17 protein-coding genes and 1 pseudogene are annotated in these 15,646 nt (G+C 33.4%); 9 read left to right on the top strand and 9 right to left on the bottom strand.

Annotated elements, in window-relative coordinates; translation table 11 throughout:
- Positions 1-61: 61 nt before the first annotated feature.
- Positions 62-340 carry a hypothetical protein gene (locus ACMX9J_RS24655; protein ID WP_416226337.1) on the bottom strand — a complete coding sequence of 93 codons (279 nt, stop codon included), beginning with the start codon at positions 338-340 and terminating at the stop codon, positions 62-64.
- An 860-nt stretch (positions 341-1,200) separates the two neighbouring features.
- On the opposite strand from ACMX9J_RS24655, the gene ACMX9J_RS24650 reads away from it, so the two are divergent.
- From ACMX9J_RS24650 to ACMX9J_RS24640, 3 genes are all read left to right on the top strand, one after another.
- Positions 1,201-2,310, top strand: a complete 1,110-nt coding sequence (locus ACMX9J_RS24650) for a tetratricopeptide repeat protein (RefSeq protein WP_416226336.1) — start codon at positions 1,201-1,203, stop codon at positions 2,308-2,310.
- A 74-nt stretch (positions 2,311-2,384) separates the two neighbouring features.
- Entirely contained in the window at positions 2,385-3,056 is a 672-nt protein-coding gene (locus ACMX9J_RS24645) for a hypothetical protein (protein ID WP_416226335.1), read from the top strand.
- A gap of 22 nt (positions 3,057-3,078) precedes the next feature.
- Positions 3,079-3,441: a hypothetical protein gene (locus ACMX9J_RS24640; RefSeq protein ID WP_221817286.1), complete on the top strand. Its 363-nt coding sequence runs from the start codon at positions 3,079-3,081 to the stop codon at positions 3,439-3,441.
- Between the two features lie 453 nt (positions 3,442-3,894).
- Here the strand turns inward: ACMX9J_RS24640 and ACMX9J_RS24635 are convergent, their stop codons facing one another.
- Positions 3,895-4,227, bottom strand: coding sequence for a hypothetical protein (locus tag ACMX9J_RS24635; RefSeq protein WP_047752006.1), 333 nt, complete (start codon positions 4,225-4,227; stop codon positions 3,895-3,897).
- Between the two features lie 597 nt (positions 4,228-4,824).
- Between ACMX9J_RS24635 and ACMX9J_RS24630 the strand changes: the two genes are divergently transcribed.
- Together ACMX9J_RS24630 and ACMX9J_RS24625 are read left to right on the top strand one after the other, a co-directional pair.
- A complete protein-coding gene (locus ACMX9J_RS24630; protein ID WP_144635593.1) occupies positions 4,825-6,225 on the top strand; it encodes a sucrose-specific PTS transporter subunit IIBC in 1,401 nt (466 codons plus the stop codon).
- Between the two features lie 226 nt (positions 6,226-6,451).
- A pseudogene (locus tag ACMX9J_RS24625) lies at positions 6,452-6,592 on the top strand (small, acid-soluble spore protein, alpha/beta type); the annotation flags it as partial.
- Between the two features lie 88 nt (positions 6,593-6,680).
- On the opposite strand, the gene ACMX9J_RS24620 reads toward ACMX9J_RS24625, so the two are convergent.
- Entirely contained in the window at positions 6,681-7,346 is a 666-nt protein-coding gene (locus tag ACMX9J_RS24620; protein ID WP_416226334.1) for a hypothetical protein, read from the bottom strand.
- Between the two features lie 243 nt (positions 7,347-7,589).
- On the bottom strand, positions 7,590-8,324 hold the full coding sequence (locus ACMX9J_RS24615) for an alpha/beta fold hydrolase (protein WP_047752003.1): 735 nt from the start codon (positions 8,322-8,324) through the stop codon (positions 7,590-7,592).
- 548 nt (positions 8,325-8,872) lie between these two features.
- Here ACMX9J_RS24615 and ACMX9J_RS24610 point away from each other — a divergent pair.
- Positions 8,873-9,193, top strand: a complete 321-nt coding sequence (locus ACMX9J_RS24610) for a hypothetical protein (protein ID WP_047752002.1) — start codon at positions 8,873-8,875, stop codon at positions 9,191-9,193.
- A gap of 631 nt (positions 9,194-9,824) precedes the next feature.
- Complete coding sequence (locus ACMX9J_RS24605) at positions 9,825-10,340, top strand: DinB family protein (protein ID WP_047752001.1); 516 nt, start codon at positions 9,825-9,827, stop codon at positions 10,338-10,340.
- Between the two features lie 20 nt (positions 10,341-10,360).
- On the opposite strand, the gene ACMX9J_RS24600 is transcribed toward ACMX9J_RS24605, so the two are convergent.
- Positions 10,361-10,588: a helix-turn-helix domain-containing protein gene (locus ACMX9J_RS24600; protein ID WP_047752000.1), complete on the bottom strand. Its 228-nt coding sequence runs from the start codon at positions 10,586-10,588 to the stop codon at positions 10,361-10,363.
- A gap of 318 nt (positions 10,589-10,906) precedes the next feature.
- On the opposite strand from ACMX9J_RS24600, the gene ACMX9J_RS24595 reads away from it, so the two are divergent.
- Together ACMX9J_RS24595 and ACMX9J_RS24590 are read left to right on the top strand one after the other, a co-directional pair.
- On the top strand, positions 10,907-11,119 hold the full coding sequence (locus ACMX9J_RS24595) for a hypothetical protein (protein WP_047751999.1): 213 nt from the start codon (positions 10,907-10,909) through the stop codon (positions 11,117-11,119).
- 105 nt (positions 11,120-11,224) lie between these two features.
- A complete protein-coding gene (locus ACMX9J_RS24590; protein WP_221816161.1) occupies positions 11,225-11,509 on the top strand; it encodes an AbrB/MazE/SpoVT family DNA-binding domain-containing protein in 285 nt (94 codons plus the stop codon).
- A 23-nt stretch (positions 11,510-11,532) separates the two neighbouring features.
- Here the strand turns inward: ACMX9J_RS24590 and ACMX9J_RS24585 are convergent, their stop codons facing one another.
- The 4 genes from ACMX9J_RS24585 to ACMX9J_RS24570 all read right to left on the bottom strand — a co-directional run bounded on the left by ACMX9J_RS24585 (position 11,533) and on the right by ACMX9J_RS24570 (position 15,447).
- Positions 11,533-12,177, bottom strand: a complete 645-nt coding sequence (locus tag ACMX9J_RS24585) for a hypothetical protein (RefSeq protein WP_377259669.1) — start codon at positions 12,175-12,177, stop codon at positions 11,533-11,535.
- Positions 12,178-12,651: 474 nt separating this feature from the next.
- Entirely contained in the window at positions 12,652-13,554 is a 903-nt protein-coding gene (locus tag ACMX9J_RS24580) for an Rpn family recombination-promoting nuclease/putative transposase (RefSeq protein ID WP_047751996.1), read from the bottom strand.
- A 319-nt stretch (positions 13,555-13,873) separates the two neighbouring features.
- Positions 13,874-14,248, bottom strand: coding sequence for a hypothetical protein (locus ACMX9J_RS24575; protein WP_416226333.1), 375 nt, complete (start codon positions 14,246-14,248; stop codon positions 13,874-13,876).
- Between the two features lie 17 nt (positions 14,249-14,265).
- On the bottom strand, positions 14,266-15,447 hold the full coding sequence (locus ACMX9J_RS24570; protein ID WP_416226332.1) for a hypothetical protein: 1,182 nt from the start codon (positions 15,445-15,447) through the stop codon (positions 14,266-14,268).
- Between the last annotated feature and the right edge of the window lie 199 nt (positions 15,448-15,646).

Below are 15,646 nucleotides of genomic sequence, written 5' to 3'. Positions count from 1 at the left end.
CGGCACTTAAAAGAACAAGCAGCTTAAATTAAGCTGCTTGTTTCAATTTTTATTATCATTTTTAAAAAGTTATCCAATATAAATTGACCACAGCAATAAGGCCAAAAGATATAAAGCCCGCAACTTTTACAGGATGAGTAGTTTTGTATTCAATAAAGGGGTTAACTCTTCTTATCACCTCTGCAAAGAGTAGAGTACCTATGAATGCTAAAACTATACCAAACAATAAAGCGTTATCCTTTAGCTTAACGAAATCAAAAATTGAATAAATAAGAAAGATCCAGAGGTAAGCTAAAAACACATTTAAAACAATGGACAATAAGAAATCTTTATTTTTCATAATTTACTCCCGTTACAATTTTTTCTACTTGCTACAATTTTATCATAGTAAACACCCTTTATATTTCTAAATAAGGAGTGAGAAATTAATGAATATGATATACAAAGGTAGTTAACATAATGAATTTTTTAGGAACCTTTATAATAAAAAGGCCATAGAAGAGAATACTATGTAAAAAGTTAAAGGTGGCTTAAAGCTAATATGTATCAAAAAATAAATAATAAGCTGAGCTTTATCTTAATTATGGGTTTTGTATCTATGTTAGCAGCGTTTGCTCAAACTCTTTGGTTACGAAACGCTTTAGAGGATTTAGAAAGACGAATAACTAAAAAGTTCAATAACGATAATTAAACATACATACTATGCTGCATCTTGAGCAAACTACTCAAGACGCCGTGAGGCATCTACGGACTTTCTTATTCGAATTTTACACAGAAAACTTCCTTAACGCATTGGGGGAGTTTTTCTGTTTTTACGCTGTATAATCTATACATTCTTAGTTTACATAATGTCTCTTTCCGGAACACATCAAAAAAGAGAACCCTTGGGAGGCAAAGGTTCTCAAAAGGGTCCTCTTTATTGATTATGCAGCTTTTTATACATCCTTGATTTATCAACGATGATTTGAGGAATCATAAGCAGGAAGATGAATAAAAAGCGCACCTTTTATTCATATGCTTGTACGGTAAAATATAGTCTATATGGAAATAATGTGTTATTATATGTCTGCACATGCATTTTATAGTAAAAAGCCACCTGTCCTGCAAATACTAGGTGGCTTTTTATTTTGTTCTTGTACATAAGGAACTTTACTAATGCTACAGATGAAATTGAGTTTAATGTCTAGAAGGAGTATGAATATGAGCAAGTATGATGAAATAGATTTTGAAAAGGTTTCGCTTCAATTGCAGGAGCAAGTTGAACAGGACCCTCACAACGTAAAGCTAAGAAATGAGCTTGCTATAGTGTTTATGGAGACAAATGAATATGAAGAAGCATTTTTTCAACTACAAGCTGCTGCTGAAATGAAACCTTCTATTCAACCCCTTTATAATTTAGCCTATTTTTATTTTACAGAGGGAAAACCAATTATAGAGGCTACGAGTAATACTAAAGAAACGCGAAATTTCGAAGAAGAGACAGAAGAAGAAGAATCTGTGTCTTATACATGGAAAATTGCAGATGAAGAAGCATTTGATATAGTGGAAGATTTATTGAAAAACAAACCTGATCATTACTTTCCCTATAATTTGATGGGTGAAATATACATAAAAGAAGAAAAGTATGAAGAAGCAATAAATGTATTAAAAGAAGGCATTAATCTAACACCTTCCCTAGAAAATTTAAGTAATCTGGGGTTATGTTACTACAAAAAAGGAATGTTACCTCAAGCTGCTGAATGTTTTTATAAAGCGCACCAACTACGATCCTCTAACAACTATGGTTTGTTTCCGTTACTTAGCTACGGAATTTGTCTAGCACAACTAGGAAGGAAATCAGAAGCAAGAGAAGTTGCAAAAGAATTACTTTTTTTGAGCGAAAAAGAGGAAGAAGCATTAGAAGCTGATATAGCAGAGATATATTATATTCTGGGAGATTATGAAGAGTTTGTTAACATTTACTCTAAGTTAGATTGGGATTTTTATTCAGAAGCATTTCTTCCGACTTATTTTTATTCTTTATGGAAGCTTTCAAAAACAAAAGAAATTGAAGAACTTGCCTCTAAGACTATTCAAAGAAAAGAAAAAGAGATGAAAGAAGTCATTCAAGATCCAGAGGAGGAAGAAGATTTTAAAGAAGAATACGAAGAAGAAACGATGGAAGAGATTACTTTTATTAAAAATGCAGTTAGAGAAGTTTATGAGGGAAAAGCTCCTATTATAGATTATAAGCCTCAAGTAGAAACCAGATGTTATTTGTACGGCTGTTTTAGACATACAAATTCGAACCCTAACTATTTTTCTATATAAGACGCAGCAAATCTTTGAGGTCAAATAGGAAAAATTACTGTTGCAGGTTCTTTTATATGTAAAGGAGGTTTTATATGAGTGAGATTTGGATTCAACAAGAGCAGTTAAATGCGGAGTTTGATGAGATGGTAGGGCATTATGTTCAATTGGAAGGACCTATCGATTCTGTTTACTTTATATCTGAAACAATGGAAAGCGTTGACGATATGGATGAACAAAGGGATTTTTTACTCGCTTTCTTAATTAAGCAGGATAGGTATCCTTTATATCTTACGTTTCTTTGTGATGATATGATGGCAGAGGAATTTGAAAAGGAATTTAATGAATTAGGTATAGAATATAGGTATGAATTATTAGAGGAAAAACAAGCTTACTATACATTTTTTAAACGGTTTACCTATCACCCTAGATGTTTTACTTTATCAATTAAAGACGCGCGTACATTGTCCTTAGCATTAGAACATACCTTTTACCTTGCTAATATGAACGAATTTTATTCGCTTTCTTATTCTCAAAATTTAAATTTTGAGCTCAAGAGAGTTAAGGAATGGGGCAGATGGAAAAACGTATCTATCCCTATTTTTAAAACGGAAGAAGATACTACATTCATAACTATTTTCCATGATGGAGCAGGGTTTTTCTTGTATTCAAACGAGGATAGATATTCATCTATACAAGAAGTATGCTCAACTTTTCCAGAAGACTCAAAAGTAGTACAAATTAATGACCGACTACTTGATATTTAAGTAAAAGAAAGGGGACTAGATAATGGGGCGTGTTTCTAGGTTCGTAAAAAATATATTTTTAAAGGAATATCAAACTTTTGCTAAAGAATTAGGTTTTAACTCTTGGGATGATGTTCTTGAGAATACATATGAGATATTCAAAATGCCTCCCGATGCTTCTTACCTTGTTACACAATCTAAAGAAGATAAGTGGATTGTATGGAATGATGAAGGTAGCCTTCCTTATCCATTCTTAGTATTTAGTACATGGTTTGATGCTATCAGCTATCTTAGAAAGATATTTGAAGAAGGTAAGTACGAAGAACACTATTGGAGACCAGAGGGATTTGATCCAGGAGAAAATGTTTTTAAGAATATACCTGACAAAGAAAAAAATAATGAATAATAGAATGTTTACACCTTTAATGTTTTGAAACAAAGTCAAATACACAGTCCGTAAAAGTATACTTTTACGGACAAAATCCAATTTCATTTGGCGAACGCCTATTTGCGTTCGTTTATGTATATAAATAATATACGAACGACTCTAATCTAACACATGACATTTACGAACAGTTTTTGGAACAATACGAACTCTTATTATCGAAAGAAGTTTTACTTTTTACACACTTTCTAGAAAAAGCCCATATTTGTCGTAATCAATTCTAAGTTTTCTCTTTGAACCATCTCTCAGAGTGAATACCCTAAACTAATCTTTTATGTAATTATATCTCCTTAAAAACGAAGAGAGCAACCATCATATACTGGCTGCTCTCTCCTAACAAAAATGTACTCACACAAATGTGTATGTGAACGTATTAGTGTTATACTATATCAGGAATAAAAAAAGGAATAATTTCTATTTACCTTGATACATTATTAATCGCTCTTTTGCTAAATTAATTAATTCCTTTAACTCTCTAACGGACTGCTTGTTATTACAATCACTTAATAAATCTATTGTGTCTTGCAAAAATTGTTCTCTTCTTTTTACTCTTTTATATTCAGCTCTATATTCTTCTGCCATCCTTGCTATTCGAGTAGAACCCTCACGAGGAGTCGCAACTCTTTCAAAATTTGAGGTACGAGACTTTGTTCCTTTTTCATCAAACGTAGCGTTGTCTGGATTCCTATTCCTCAATCCTGATTGACCCAAAATACTCCTTGCCGCCCGTTCTCTTCCAGTGGCCATTATCATTTCCCCTCTCTGCAATTGAGATTTGAAATAAACCGTCCTGTATAGATTCAATAACAGTAAAATAAATCCTTCTTTAAATATTTAGTTGCAGTTAAATAAAATCTTCGGTGTTTTTTGAGTGTATAGGCAAGCTTACTGCAGTAGCTACATAGTATCTAAAGAATTGCGGCTTCGTTACCTAATCAGTAGCTAATTCAGTGACGTTACCGCGTTAATACAAGCTTTATATGCGTAATGACGTCCTTCAAGTACCTTCTTTTTTATATAGCTATGTTTGTTTTTAAAGATCTGGAATTTAGAATCCCTGACTAACAAAAGAAAGCGTTGACATTTCCTTATTTCATAAACTATAATAAGCGAAAGAAACCGGTTCCAATTAAACTTCTTATTTAACGAAATTGGCTCCTATGAAAGGAAACATTTAATTATATATATGTTGTTTTTTTAGCTTTTTTGGAACCGGTTCCTATTTGTTCGAGCTATATCTTTTATAGATGGCAAGAAATATAGTCGCGATCGAATCAGGAATATTAGTTTTTTTCTTATTACAATTTCATTATATTCTCATCATCAAAGGGGTGTTATCATCAAGTGGAAAAGAGTTACAGAGACATAGCTAGCAAAGTAGTTGAGGCAATAGGTGGAAGAGAAAATATTTCATCATTTGCTCACTGTGCAACAAGATTGCGTATTATGGTACATGATCAAACAAAAGTAAATCAAGAAGCAGTCGAAAATATAGAGAAAGTAAAAGGTGCATTTTATAATTCAGGACAATACCAAATTATCTTTGGTACAGGAACTGTTAATAAAGTATATGAAGCAGTGAATGAGTTGGGTATTAAAGGCACGTCTACATCTGAAGTAAAAGCAGAAGCTAAGAAACAAGGAAACGCTTTTCAACGAGCTATTCGAACCTTTGGTGACGTTTTCGTTCCAATTATTCCAGTTCTTGTTGCAACCGGATTATTTATGGGTTTACGTGGGGTACTAACTCAAGAAGCAGTGTTAAATTGGTTGGGTTATACACCCAATGATATCCCTGAAAACTTTATAATGTTTACACAAGTTGTCACAGATACAGCTTTTGCATTCTTACCAGCATTAATTGCATGGTCAGCCTTTAAAGTATTTGGTGGAAGCCCTGTTCTAGGAATTGTCTTGGGATTAATGTTAGTAAATCCAGCACTTCCAAACGCATATGCAGTAGGTTCAGGAGATGCACATCCTATTCACTTCTTTGGATTTATTCCAGTTGTAGGGTATCAGGGTTCTGTTTTACCAGCTTTCTTTGTAGGTCTTTTAGGGGCAAAATTAGAGCGTTGGATTCGTAAAAAAGTGCCCGATTCAATTGATTTAATACTCACGCCATTTCTAACATTATTGATCATGATTACATTAGGTCTCTTCGCTATCGGACCAGTCTTTCATTCATTAGAAAACATAATTCTAACAGGCACAAAAGCAATTTTAGATTTACCGTTTGGTTTAGCTGGTATTATTATTGGTGGCCTACAACAAGTTGTTGTAATTACTGGCGTTCATCATATATTTAATTTACTTGAAATTCAATTATTAGCTGATACAAAATTTAATCCATTCAATCCATTAATTACTAGCGCAATCGTAGCTCAAGGGGCTGCAACGCTAGCAGTTGGATTGAAATCTAAAAATAAAAAAGTGAAAGCATTAGCATTCCCATCAGCATTTTCAGCCTTTTTAGGAATTACAGAACCGGCTATATTTGGAGTAAACCTAAGGTTCTTTAAACCCTTTATAATGGGTCTTATAGGAGGAGCAGTAGGGGGATTCTTAGCCTCGATTTTTCATCTAAAAGCAACAGGAATGTCTGTTACAGCTATTCCAGGATTATTATTGTACTTGAATAATCAGATTTTTATCTATATTTTTGTTAATTTGATTGCCTTTGCTGTATCATTTATTCTGACATGGCTGTTTGGTTATAACGATAAGATGCTTAAGAATCGATAATTATATATAAATTGTAATGAATAAACTATAATGAATGACATTAGAAAAAGCTTAATCATTGATGCTGTAGGAAAAGAGAAGGTTAAAAACCTTCTCTTTTTTAGTTTAACTGTACTTTAACCTTTTTTCTAATTTATCATATTATAACTTTTCTCTTAACGATGTATTTTTATCTAGCGAAATAAGGGAACTTCCTGGTTAGTAGGTGTTGCCTTGTTTCGCATAAGCAGTTAATCAAATGAAACAAGAAATGGAAGTACAACTGGGACCTGACACAACTGCACGTGCAAACGAATCAGTAGGTGGCGAAATCACTAAGCGTCTTGTGAAAATGGCTGAGCAAAAACTTGACGGCGGACGTTTCTAATCCAATTTTATAAAATTGGATATATACTTATATTTTGAAATGAAGATCTTGTTAAGTGGAGTATCTCATAAGAATAAAAAGCATTAGTTTAATCTTTATCATGTGTTGAAAAAGTAACACAACGCTGAGTTAAGAATAAAGAAAAGATAAAAAACACCTCAAATATATTTATGACAGCTGTACTTGGAAGGTTAAATGGTATAGCACTTCCCCCAACCATAAGTAATACTCCAATCATCATTATATTCCATCCCATTTTGCGGTATACGGATATCCCAACAATAAGCAAAACGAATGCAACAATAATAACCATTAAGGGCGGACCAGACCCTCCTACAAGAGTATAGCGAACAATACCATAATCTTGAATTATTTTTGGCTCTTTATTAATCGTTTGTACAATCTCGTAACTCATAAGAGTAAGTGTACTTATGAGGAAGATGATTTTGAATATAAGTTTGTTAGCCCATTGAAGATTGAAATGCTTAGCCACTCCATAAGCAAAAAGTACAAGAGTAGGCGTAAATAATGCATGAAACCAAAAACGAAACATACTGAGAAGGAAAAGGACATTACCTTCTCCAATAAATGAACCTATAGAAAGGATGACATTATCATAAATTAAACCAGTTATTACAAGAGGTAGAAATGCCATATAAAAGGGTACTGGTCTTTTTTTAATAAGTTTTATGCTAAAAAGAAGCAGCACTAAGTAACAAATACTAAACAGAAAATAGAGTATCGTATCAATCATTTTTTTCTCCTTAACTATCTCAGCAAACACTAAGAGTTAATTATCATAATTCATTTCAATGTCACATTTAACAATTGATTCTTTTCATTGAGCAGTTGGTAACTTTTCCACTCATTGCGCGTACTATTTTTTACTTTTATCTTTTGAACTGGAATGTTTTTTGCCCTTAAAGCTTTGATTAAAAGATCTATTGAACTCATAAAAATCACCCTTCAACAAAATTCTCTTATAACAAACCATTAATTATTTAATATTTTCTTTTATCCATGTTGAAGTGACAGTAACCATTTCGTCCTGTTGTTTCTTTACAGATATAGACGATTTAGAGTCACCCTTCTGTGCTCCATAAATGCCAAATTGACCATGGTTACCACCTTTTATTTCATGCATGGTTGTTTTTTGGGACAATAAATGCTTTGTATCTTCAATTTTTTCTACGGTTGATAAACCATCTTTGTCACCATAAATCGAAAGCATAGGAAGCTTCTTATTTGAGAAATCAGTTCCTTCATCTGGATAAGAACCTAACAAGAATACACCATCAATTTCTTTAGAGTGATTATAAGCAAACTTAGATGCAGTAACTCCCCCTAAGGAATGACCACCTACGACCCATTTATGGATAGAGGAGTGGGCATCTATTATCTCCTGTGCTTTGTTAGAGTCAAATAATGCAAAGTTAAAGTTCACATTGGGTATAGCCACTAAATAACCTTGTTTTGCTAATTGTTTACCGTAATAGCTATACGCTTCCGGTTCTACTTTTGCTCCAGGATACAAAACAATTCCCACTCGATTATTCTTTTTTGAGTTGAAAATAACCCAATCTTTTTCATACTTAATGTCCTTTTTATTCACGAGTGTATAAAGTTTTTGAGATGGTTCATACGTTTGTTGTGACCAAGTAAAGAAACCAAGAAAACCTATCATGATTATTACAACTAAACCAATGGAAAGATAAGTGATTTTTCTTTTCATAGATATTCGCCCTTTCTTGCTATAGATTCTTTTTGACTAATTGTGCTTATTACTGATGTTTTACTACCTAAAGACTTAGTTAAATATAGAACCAGTTAAATTTTATAAAGAGTACAACTCTACAATTAATTATATATACTGGAAGGTTAATTAATCAACTAGTTTAATTATGGAAATATAAGGGGCTTCCAAACAAACAAAAGAAGTAAGGTCAAGAACCACCTCCTCTTCTGGGAGAATTAAAATCAACTTAACATAGAGTACTAGAAAAGCGTTTGTAATCACACAAAAACAGGCTACCTCAAAATAATGAAAGGTAGCCTGTTTATACACCTTTTATCTGTGCATTTGCAAAGGGTTCTGGAAACAGTGTAATCATTAACATAGAAAGAATTAGATAAAGTTGAATCAATCCAGACGTCTGCAGGAGACGAAACTGTCATACGCGGAGAAGGCAATGGATTTGCATACTGGTATCGAATGGAATTAATTCGTATAATAAAAGAGAATAAGTAGCAATACCAAGGCAACCGAGGAGGTGAGCGAATATGAGTCTACGAGAAGAACTACTGGCGCAGGAGTATGAGGAAAGAAAAAAGCCGAGAGGATTCGTATACTTTACAGACGCTGACGGACAAGTTGTCGCTAAGACTTGCCGTGGATGCGGCGAATTAAAATATGCAAAGAACTATCATCATAAAAACGATGGGTTCGGTCACCTTGGACCATACTGTAAAGCTTGCATTTCTATTCGTGACCGAGATTATTACATTGAAAATAGAGAACGAGTAAAACGAGTTAAAAATGCTTATTACCATAGGAAAAAAGCCGAGCAACTTTCTTTTAATTTATTTGAAAATAACGAGTAGGATTACGGCGGCCAATAAGGTCGCTTTTTTTTGTTTAAATACTGATAAATTGACTAGAAGCTACCATTATTGTAATTACGCCTATTCGGTATGCAGTGTCCAAAGGCGATTATCCTGATAATCATTTTCTAAATATTAAATAGAAAATGTATGGAAAAGCATTAATTAATCATTAGAAAATCCCTGCATCTCTAAGAACACAGGGTTTTCTGAAGTTTTGTATATTGTTCAAATTATTTACAGGGTTCTATATTGTACCATGCAATATAGAACTAAGCTATGCATTTTTGTTTTAGAACATTGAAATCTAATCGCATGCTTAGAACATGCTAATAAGAAACACATTAAAACATAGAATTTGTTTAATACTATTAAAATCTGCGTTTGATATACCAAGGAAGCATCTTCATATAATTAGCAAGGTATACAGTTCTTCTATGTGTTTGTCATGAAGAGAATTTGTGTTAACTTAATATTTAAAGTTTATTATAAAACGTTCATAGGTACTTTATATAACTTTTTTAATTAAATGAACATGAGCAGGATACCTTAAAAGGGATTTTTGTTAGTCGTAGAAAACTAACAAGATTGCTGCGTATAGAGAAGCAATAAAAAAAAGGGAGACTTTAATATGAACAACTTCACATTAAATTTTTTTGATTTTCACGTATGGGCAAATGAACAAATATTTAAACGATTAAAAGAATTACCGGAAGATACGTACCACCAGAAAGTCGGAAGCGTCTTCTCATCCATATCTTCTGTATTATCCCATGTTTATCTTTCTGATCTTGGGTGGTTAGAAGTTTTTTGTGGTGAAAGTATGAATTACGCATTAAAGTTAGCAGAGCAACAAAAAGAACAAACAGAGGGGAAAAACCTAGAGGAAATGAGAATAATGTTTCATGAATTAGCAGAACGATACAAAGAATTTCTCAATCAAGAAGAAAACTTAAATAAATCAATCATAATTGAGAATCCAGCTGGTGGAACAATGGAAACACGCGTTAACGATTTATTACCTCATATTTCCAACCACGGTACATACCATCGCGGTAATATTACAGCTATGTTAAGACAAATGGGATACGCTTCGATTCCAACAGATTATGGTCTTTATTTATTTTTAAAAACAAAAAACAAATAAAGGCACAGGGATTGTGCCTTTTATATATCGAAAAAATCTTGAATTTGCTTGTTTTTATCCATTCTTCGCACAGTACTCATGACCTTTTTCATAATGACAGGCGAGGGTATGTAGTCTCTATTGTTACAAATGCGCCAAATGGTATTTCTTGATACTTTACTTCGCTCTGCAAAATCAACCTGAGCAATACCTTCTTGATCTAACCATCTCCCAAACTTAGATCTTTTAGGGTTTTTCCACCAGAACATAACCACCCCTCCTTATCTATTTAAGCTGTCAGCTAAATAAAGCTAGGGTATATATCATGTAAATTTTACATATTCGTAGTAATAAAAACCTATTACTATTATAGTTTAAAAATGGTAATTCGTCTTCTTATCAGCTTATGTATAAAAGCTACACGTCAGATATAATGCATGTGTAACTAGATCTGTATGTCTATGGATAATTGGCATAAAAATGCTGTTTTTTCCGTAATAGGTATCTATCTATACATTTTCTTTTACAATTTACCCTATTAACCCTTATTATGGAATTAAACTCAAAATAAGGTGGGAGATGCTTGTATGAGAGCTAAGGTTGAGAAAGCGAACCATGTAGTGATGTTTGAAACAGCTGGTGAGTTTTATGCACACGAAGTGACTCAAGGTCCTAAAGTGGGTTTCTTTGCTTGCCCCTCTTGTGGAGTGAAAGTTTATCATAAACAAGATCATTTCTTTTCACGTGAACATGCGCGTACGTGTACTTACGTACAAGAGCAATCTAAGAAAAAGTTCTAATCCTTGTCTCCAAAAGCTTAGTTTATAAGAATTACATTGGTTAATTTATACATTTATAGTATAATATCGAAGTTACACTTGTGAACATATAAAAGGAGAGTTAGGATGAAGGGACTAAGTACATTAAGAAAGATAGATGCCTTGGGACGTATAGTGCTTCCCATTGAACTAAGAAAAGGAATGGATATAGCTAAAGGCGATTCAGTAGAAATCTTATTGGAAGATGATCATATAGAAATAAAAAAATACGAAGAATATAACAAATGTGTGATTACAGGCGAGATAACGCCTCAAAACCGCAGATATGCAAATAACATGGTTTTAAGTCCGTTAGGCGCAAAAATTTTATTTAACGAAATAAAAGATAAGCAAAAAACCTTTGAATCGTAAATTCAAAGGTTTTTTAGGTCGAACTATTTTTTATGCTGTATACTTTCTAACCAGTTTTGGACAGAAGATCCTAAGCTAGTTGCTCCTACCTTTAATTCATCCATAATATAAGAAATTAAATTGTGTAAACTGTACTCTTCCCTATAAGGGTTATTTTTATTAATGAATTTTAATACCTCTTTTAACTCCTTTATTCTTCCCTGATCTAATTCTTCTTCTAAATGCCGAGTCATGTAGTCATCAACAAAATCAGAATTCCTTATGCTCGCTTCAATTAAAAAAGATGCTGCTAATGCAGGAGAACAATCTAAAGCATAAGCTAAGCGTTTCAAAATATCATATGTTTCTCCATGTCCATCTTTTAAACGCGTAGAGACACGCTCTTTCTCAATATTTTTGTATAGGTGTCTAATTGGCTCTTTGGACATATCTCCCATGTACACAGTGCTGCCAAAGCTAAATCCTCTTCTAAAATAATTTGATAGGTAATCCATTACTTTTGAAGAAGCAAGGCCTGATATACAAATTGATTCAACTACATTTTTTACAGGTGTATTTGTAATGTAAGACAATCGATAAACACATTCTTTAAGATCAATTGGAAGAGATGGTTTTACATCTCGTTTTTTGTCACTTCGAATTTTTCTTTTCTTCTCTTCTATTCTCACATAATCACTCCTAAAATCTAAAATTATCTCTAGGACAATGACTTTTTGTACATACCTAAAACATGTATATGGCAGGGGAGGGAGGAGCATGTATATTTTTTTGAGATAGTGGAAAAAACTTATAATACTAGAACATGAGAGGAGTCTTTTGTATGAAAATGACGAAAGAAGAAGCACAAGAAATCGCAAAAAAAATAAAAGAAAACTCTAATAAGTACGGATTACCTGTGAAAAAAAAGAAAAATGCTAGTGCAACTTAAAAGGGGATATATAAGAAAAGGTCTTCAATTTAATAAAAAATATAAGACTTATATTTTCCTACTATAGTACGCAATAACATTTATTACGCTGCATAATAAAGATAAGCTAACTCAATTACAATAAACTTCAAATTAGATGTGCTGATAATGAGGAAGTTAAAAAAGGGACTGCCTAACAAATTAATTTGTTAGGCAGTCCCTTTTTTAATTATGATTATTGGTGACGTAATTTATCAATTTCTTCTGGTGTAAGGTTTGTAAATTCAGCGATTGTTTGAGTATCTAAACCCTTTTGAATCATACTTAAGGCCACCTTGATGATACCTTTCTTTTCGCCTATTTCTTCACCTATTTGTTTTCCTTTTTCTTCTCCAAGTTTCTCAGCTCGTTTTAAAGCTGACTTTTCATCTAATAATGCTTTTCTTCGTGCTTCATATGCTAGTAGCACTTCCGGATCTTGGCTAACACGTTCCCACTCGTCCATTGCTTTCTTTAATACTTGATCTTCTTGCATCGCAATCTCCTCCAATACCTGAGTGATTTCTTCATCTTCGGATGCTTCAAGTAATAATAACCATCGCACAAGCTGATCTTCCCGTGGATCTACCTCTCTGTTACGCCATTTTATTAATAACTTAGGTAACTCCATAAAATGAATTTCCAGCATATCCGTTAAGAGTAATTTCTGCTCTCGCTCATATAACTGAAAAGTGGAGTGATAATCATGAATATGAGATAAATAACGGAAGTTCACAATGTTAATGGTAATCGTTTTACAAAGCTCTCCGTAGTCCATTCCTTCTTTCATTTGACTACTGTACATTTTAGACCAGTAATAGAGTGTTCTTTTTTCCATGTCATGTTTGTTATTAAGCTGAATTTCAATATTAACTCGGCTTCCATCCTCTAACTGTGCGTGCACATCTAAAATAGAGCGTTTATCTTCTTGGTTTTCTTTATTAAAATGCGGATCTAATAACTGCACCGTCTGAATTTTTTTATCATCTGGAAAACGGAGTGCTGCGTTCAAAAAAGCAGCTAAAATAGATTCATTTCCATGTGTGCCAAATAGTGATTTAAATGCAAAGTCGACACGCAAATCTAATCGTTTTGTCATAATACCCTCCATCATTTCCATGTTTGTTATTAGTATACCATGACTATACCGCTTCCTTCTATCTAACACTTTAGGAGTAATTTTATTATCAATACAGTATCTGTTACACCTAATTATTAATGTTCTTCAGACAAAGAAGTAAGGAGGAGATTTAGAATAAATAGAAGTACTCGTGCTGATTGCTATTGCTCATAAATAAAATCCTCTTTACTATTATTCTTTTAGTCCAATCAGGTTCTTTATACATATGGAAATACATTAAAGCTCAAAAGACCATGTAAAGCAAAAAAGCCACTAGAATACCTAGTGGCTTTTTACTTTAAAAATCGCTATACTCTTCCAAATCATCGTCGTCTAAAGAACCAGATACTTGCTCTAAATCTGCAATCTTACCTTCTTTTAAGGTTTGACTTTCTGGATGCTTGTCTTCTAACTCTTCTTGCTTGACTATAAAGCCATTAGCCTTAGCTAATTGTTTTAATTCCTTCAGTTCTGAATTGATATGTTCAAGAAGTTCTTCTGTTCTGTGACCTGAATCTACTTGATCGGTAGATGAACGATGAAGGTCCCGAACAATTAAAGATGAAATATAGTCTCCTAATTTTCGAGACTTCGCATATTTTGCAAGTACGTCATAGACTTCATCACTCAACTGGTTGGTTTTAATCGTAAAGGCATTTTGACGCTCTGACATGGTTATCACCTACGCTGTTAGGATTTAACGGCTTTCTTCTCAGCTTGTTTCTTTTGAAGATAACCGATGCTTCGGATTTCTAGGCCAAATAAGTTTAAGTGACGGCTATCTGCTGGTACTTTATGATATTTCTCTGTACGTTCTTCGCCAATCTTTTCACTCATGCTTGTCATAATTGCTACTTCTAGTGTTGGAGCGACACCACCACTATATACGTATTTACGAATTTTATTTGCCGGTGGTGGGGCTACATCATTTAACTTCGCTAGTAAAATTTCCACATACTCTTTTAAAGAAGATGTAATTTGAGCTGTTAAATCAATGGCTGCGCCTGTATTTTCATTTTTTAACTCGAATTTTTGCTTACTATAGTTATCTAAAATAAATTGGTCAAAAGCACGTAAATCGGTAAACAGCTCTGGGAACTTCTCTTTACGTAACTTATCAATATGAGCTAAATAGGGAATACCCTCGATACTTTGGAATGACTCACGGCTATTCGCAGCCTTTAATCCTTCCGGTAAAATGACGACATCAATCGAGCCACCACCGATATCAACCATCACGGTTTCACATTCCACATATTCATTGGCATCTTCACGGTCTTGAAGTGTTAGGTCTTTCTTCAACGCAAAGCGCGCGATTTCGCCTTCTTTCAGGCAAGCACTTTCGTCCACAGTTACCTTTAATTCTTTTTCAAATCCTGGAGTATGAATACGGAATGTATGGTCACCTAGGAAGCGAGTGGCCATGGCCTTTTGCGCTTCGCCAAACGTACTTTCTTTTTTCAATAACCAGATTGGCAACATCGTAGAGAAATAGTCAATCTCGATGCTATTATCTTTTTGATCTTTCGCATGCAACGCATGGTAGTATGCAATGGCAGCTAGAAATGTCACATAAGGAATATGACTTGTAATTTTGTTATGTAAACGATTGATGTGGTTATTCGCAAGTTGTTGGCTTGCTGCGATGTCACCGACTAAGAAATAACGTTCTTTTTCTTCGTCACCGATTGTTGTAGATAGTAAGATACGCTTTTTAAATTCTTCTGGTGCTGTTACAGCATCTGTAAAGAATGAATCAGCAACATCTTTTTGTAGTTCTACAACGTTGGTTGGGAAATCAAATAGGTATCCATCAATGATGTTCATATCAACGGAGTTTCCACAGTCTTTATTAAAACGTGAAATTTTCATGTTTATACACCTCATTTTTAAGTTGAACTTCTGTTGAACTCATTATACAAGAACAAGGGAAGAAATTCAATCCTTTAGTTCAACTTATTTTTCTTCAAAAACTTACATATATCAACAATTATTTTTCATCTAGTTGAACTTATTAAGGAGTAAAAAAACAGTACATATGAAAGTTCCGGTTAGAGAAGGTGAAGGTCAC

The organism is Priestia sp. RMT2NF4 (assembly GCF_047872835.1).
Taxonomy (GTDB): Bacteria; Bacillota; Bacilli; order Bacillales; family Bacillaceae_H; genus Priestia; species Priestia zanthoxyli.
Note: the sequence above shows the minus strand (reverse complement) of the source record. Positions and strands in the feature narration are given on the sequence as shown.

Bases quoted from the DNA above. Each gene is read 5' to 3' on its own strand.
- ACMX9J_RS24590 (WP_221816161.1), top strand. From the start codon at position 11,225: ATGAAGGGACTAAGTACATTAAGAAAGATAGATGCCTTGGGACGTATA.
- ACMX9J_RS24655 (WP_416226337.1), bottom strand. From the start codon at position 340: ATGAAAAATAAAGATTTCTTATTGTCCATTGTTTTAAATGTGTTTTTA.
- ACMX9J_RS24645 (WP_416226335.1), top strand. From the start codon at position 2,385: ATGAGTGAGATTTGGATTCAACAAGAGCAGTTAAATGCGGAGTTTGAT.
- ACMX9J_RS24640 (WP_221817286.1), top strand. From the start codon at position 3,079: ATGGGGCGTGTTTCTAGGTTCGTAAAAAATATATTTTTAAAGGAATAT.
- ACMX9J_RS24600 (WP_047752000.1), bottom strand. From the start codon at position 10,588: ATGTTCTGGTGGAAAAACCCTAAAAGATCTAAGTTTGGGAGATGGTTA.
- ACMX9J_RS24605 (WP_047752001.1), top strand. From the start codon at position 9,825: ATGAACAACTTCACATTAAATTTTTTTGATTTTCACGTATGGGCAAAT.
- ACMX9J_RS24570 (WP_416226332.1), bottom strand. From the start codon at position 15,447: ATGAAAATTTCACGTTTTAATAAAGACTGTGGAAACTCCGTTGATATG.
- ACMX9J_RS24635 (WP_047752006.1), bottom strand. From the start codon at position 4,227: ATGGCCACTGGAAGAGAACGGGCGGCAAGGAGTATTTTGGGTCAATCA.
- ACMX9J_RS24610 (WP_047752002.1), top strand. From the start codon at position 8,873: ATGAGTCTACGAGAAGAACTACTGGCGCAGGAGTATGAGGAAAGAAAA.
- ACMX9J_RS24620 (WP_416226334.1), bottom strand. From the start codon at position 7,346: ATGATTGATACGATACTCTATTTTCTGTTTAGTATTTGTTACTTAGTG.
- ACMX9J_RS24615 (WP_047752003.1), bottom strand. From the start codon at position 8,324: ATGAAAAGAAAAATCACTTATCTTTCCATTGGTTTAGTTGTAATAATC.
- ACMX9J_RS24595 (WP_047751999.1), top strand. From the start codon at position 10,907: ATGAGAGCTAAGGTTGAGAAAGCGAACCATGTAGTGATGTTTGAAACA.
- ACMX9J_RS24580 (WP_047751996.1), bottom strand. From the start codon at position 13,554: ATGACAAAACGATTAGATTTGCGTGTCGACTTTGCATTTAAATCACTA.
- ACMX9J_RS24650 (WP_416226336.1), top strand. From the start codon at position 1,201: ATGAGCAAGTATGATGAAATAGATTTTGAAAAGGTTTCGCTTCAATTG.
- ACMX9J_RS24575 (WP_416226333.1), bottom strand. From the start codon at position 14,248: ATGTCAGAGCGTCAAAATGCCTTTACGATTAAAACCAACCAGTTGAGT.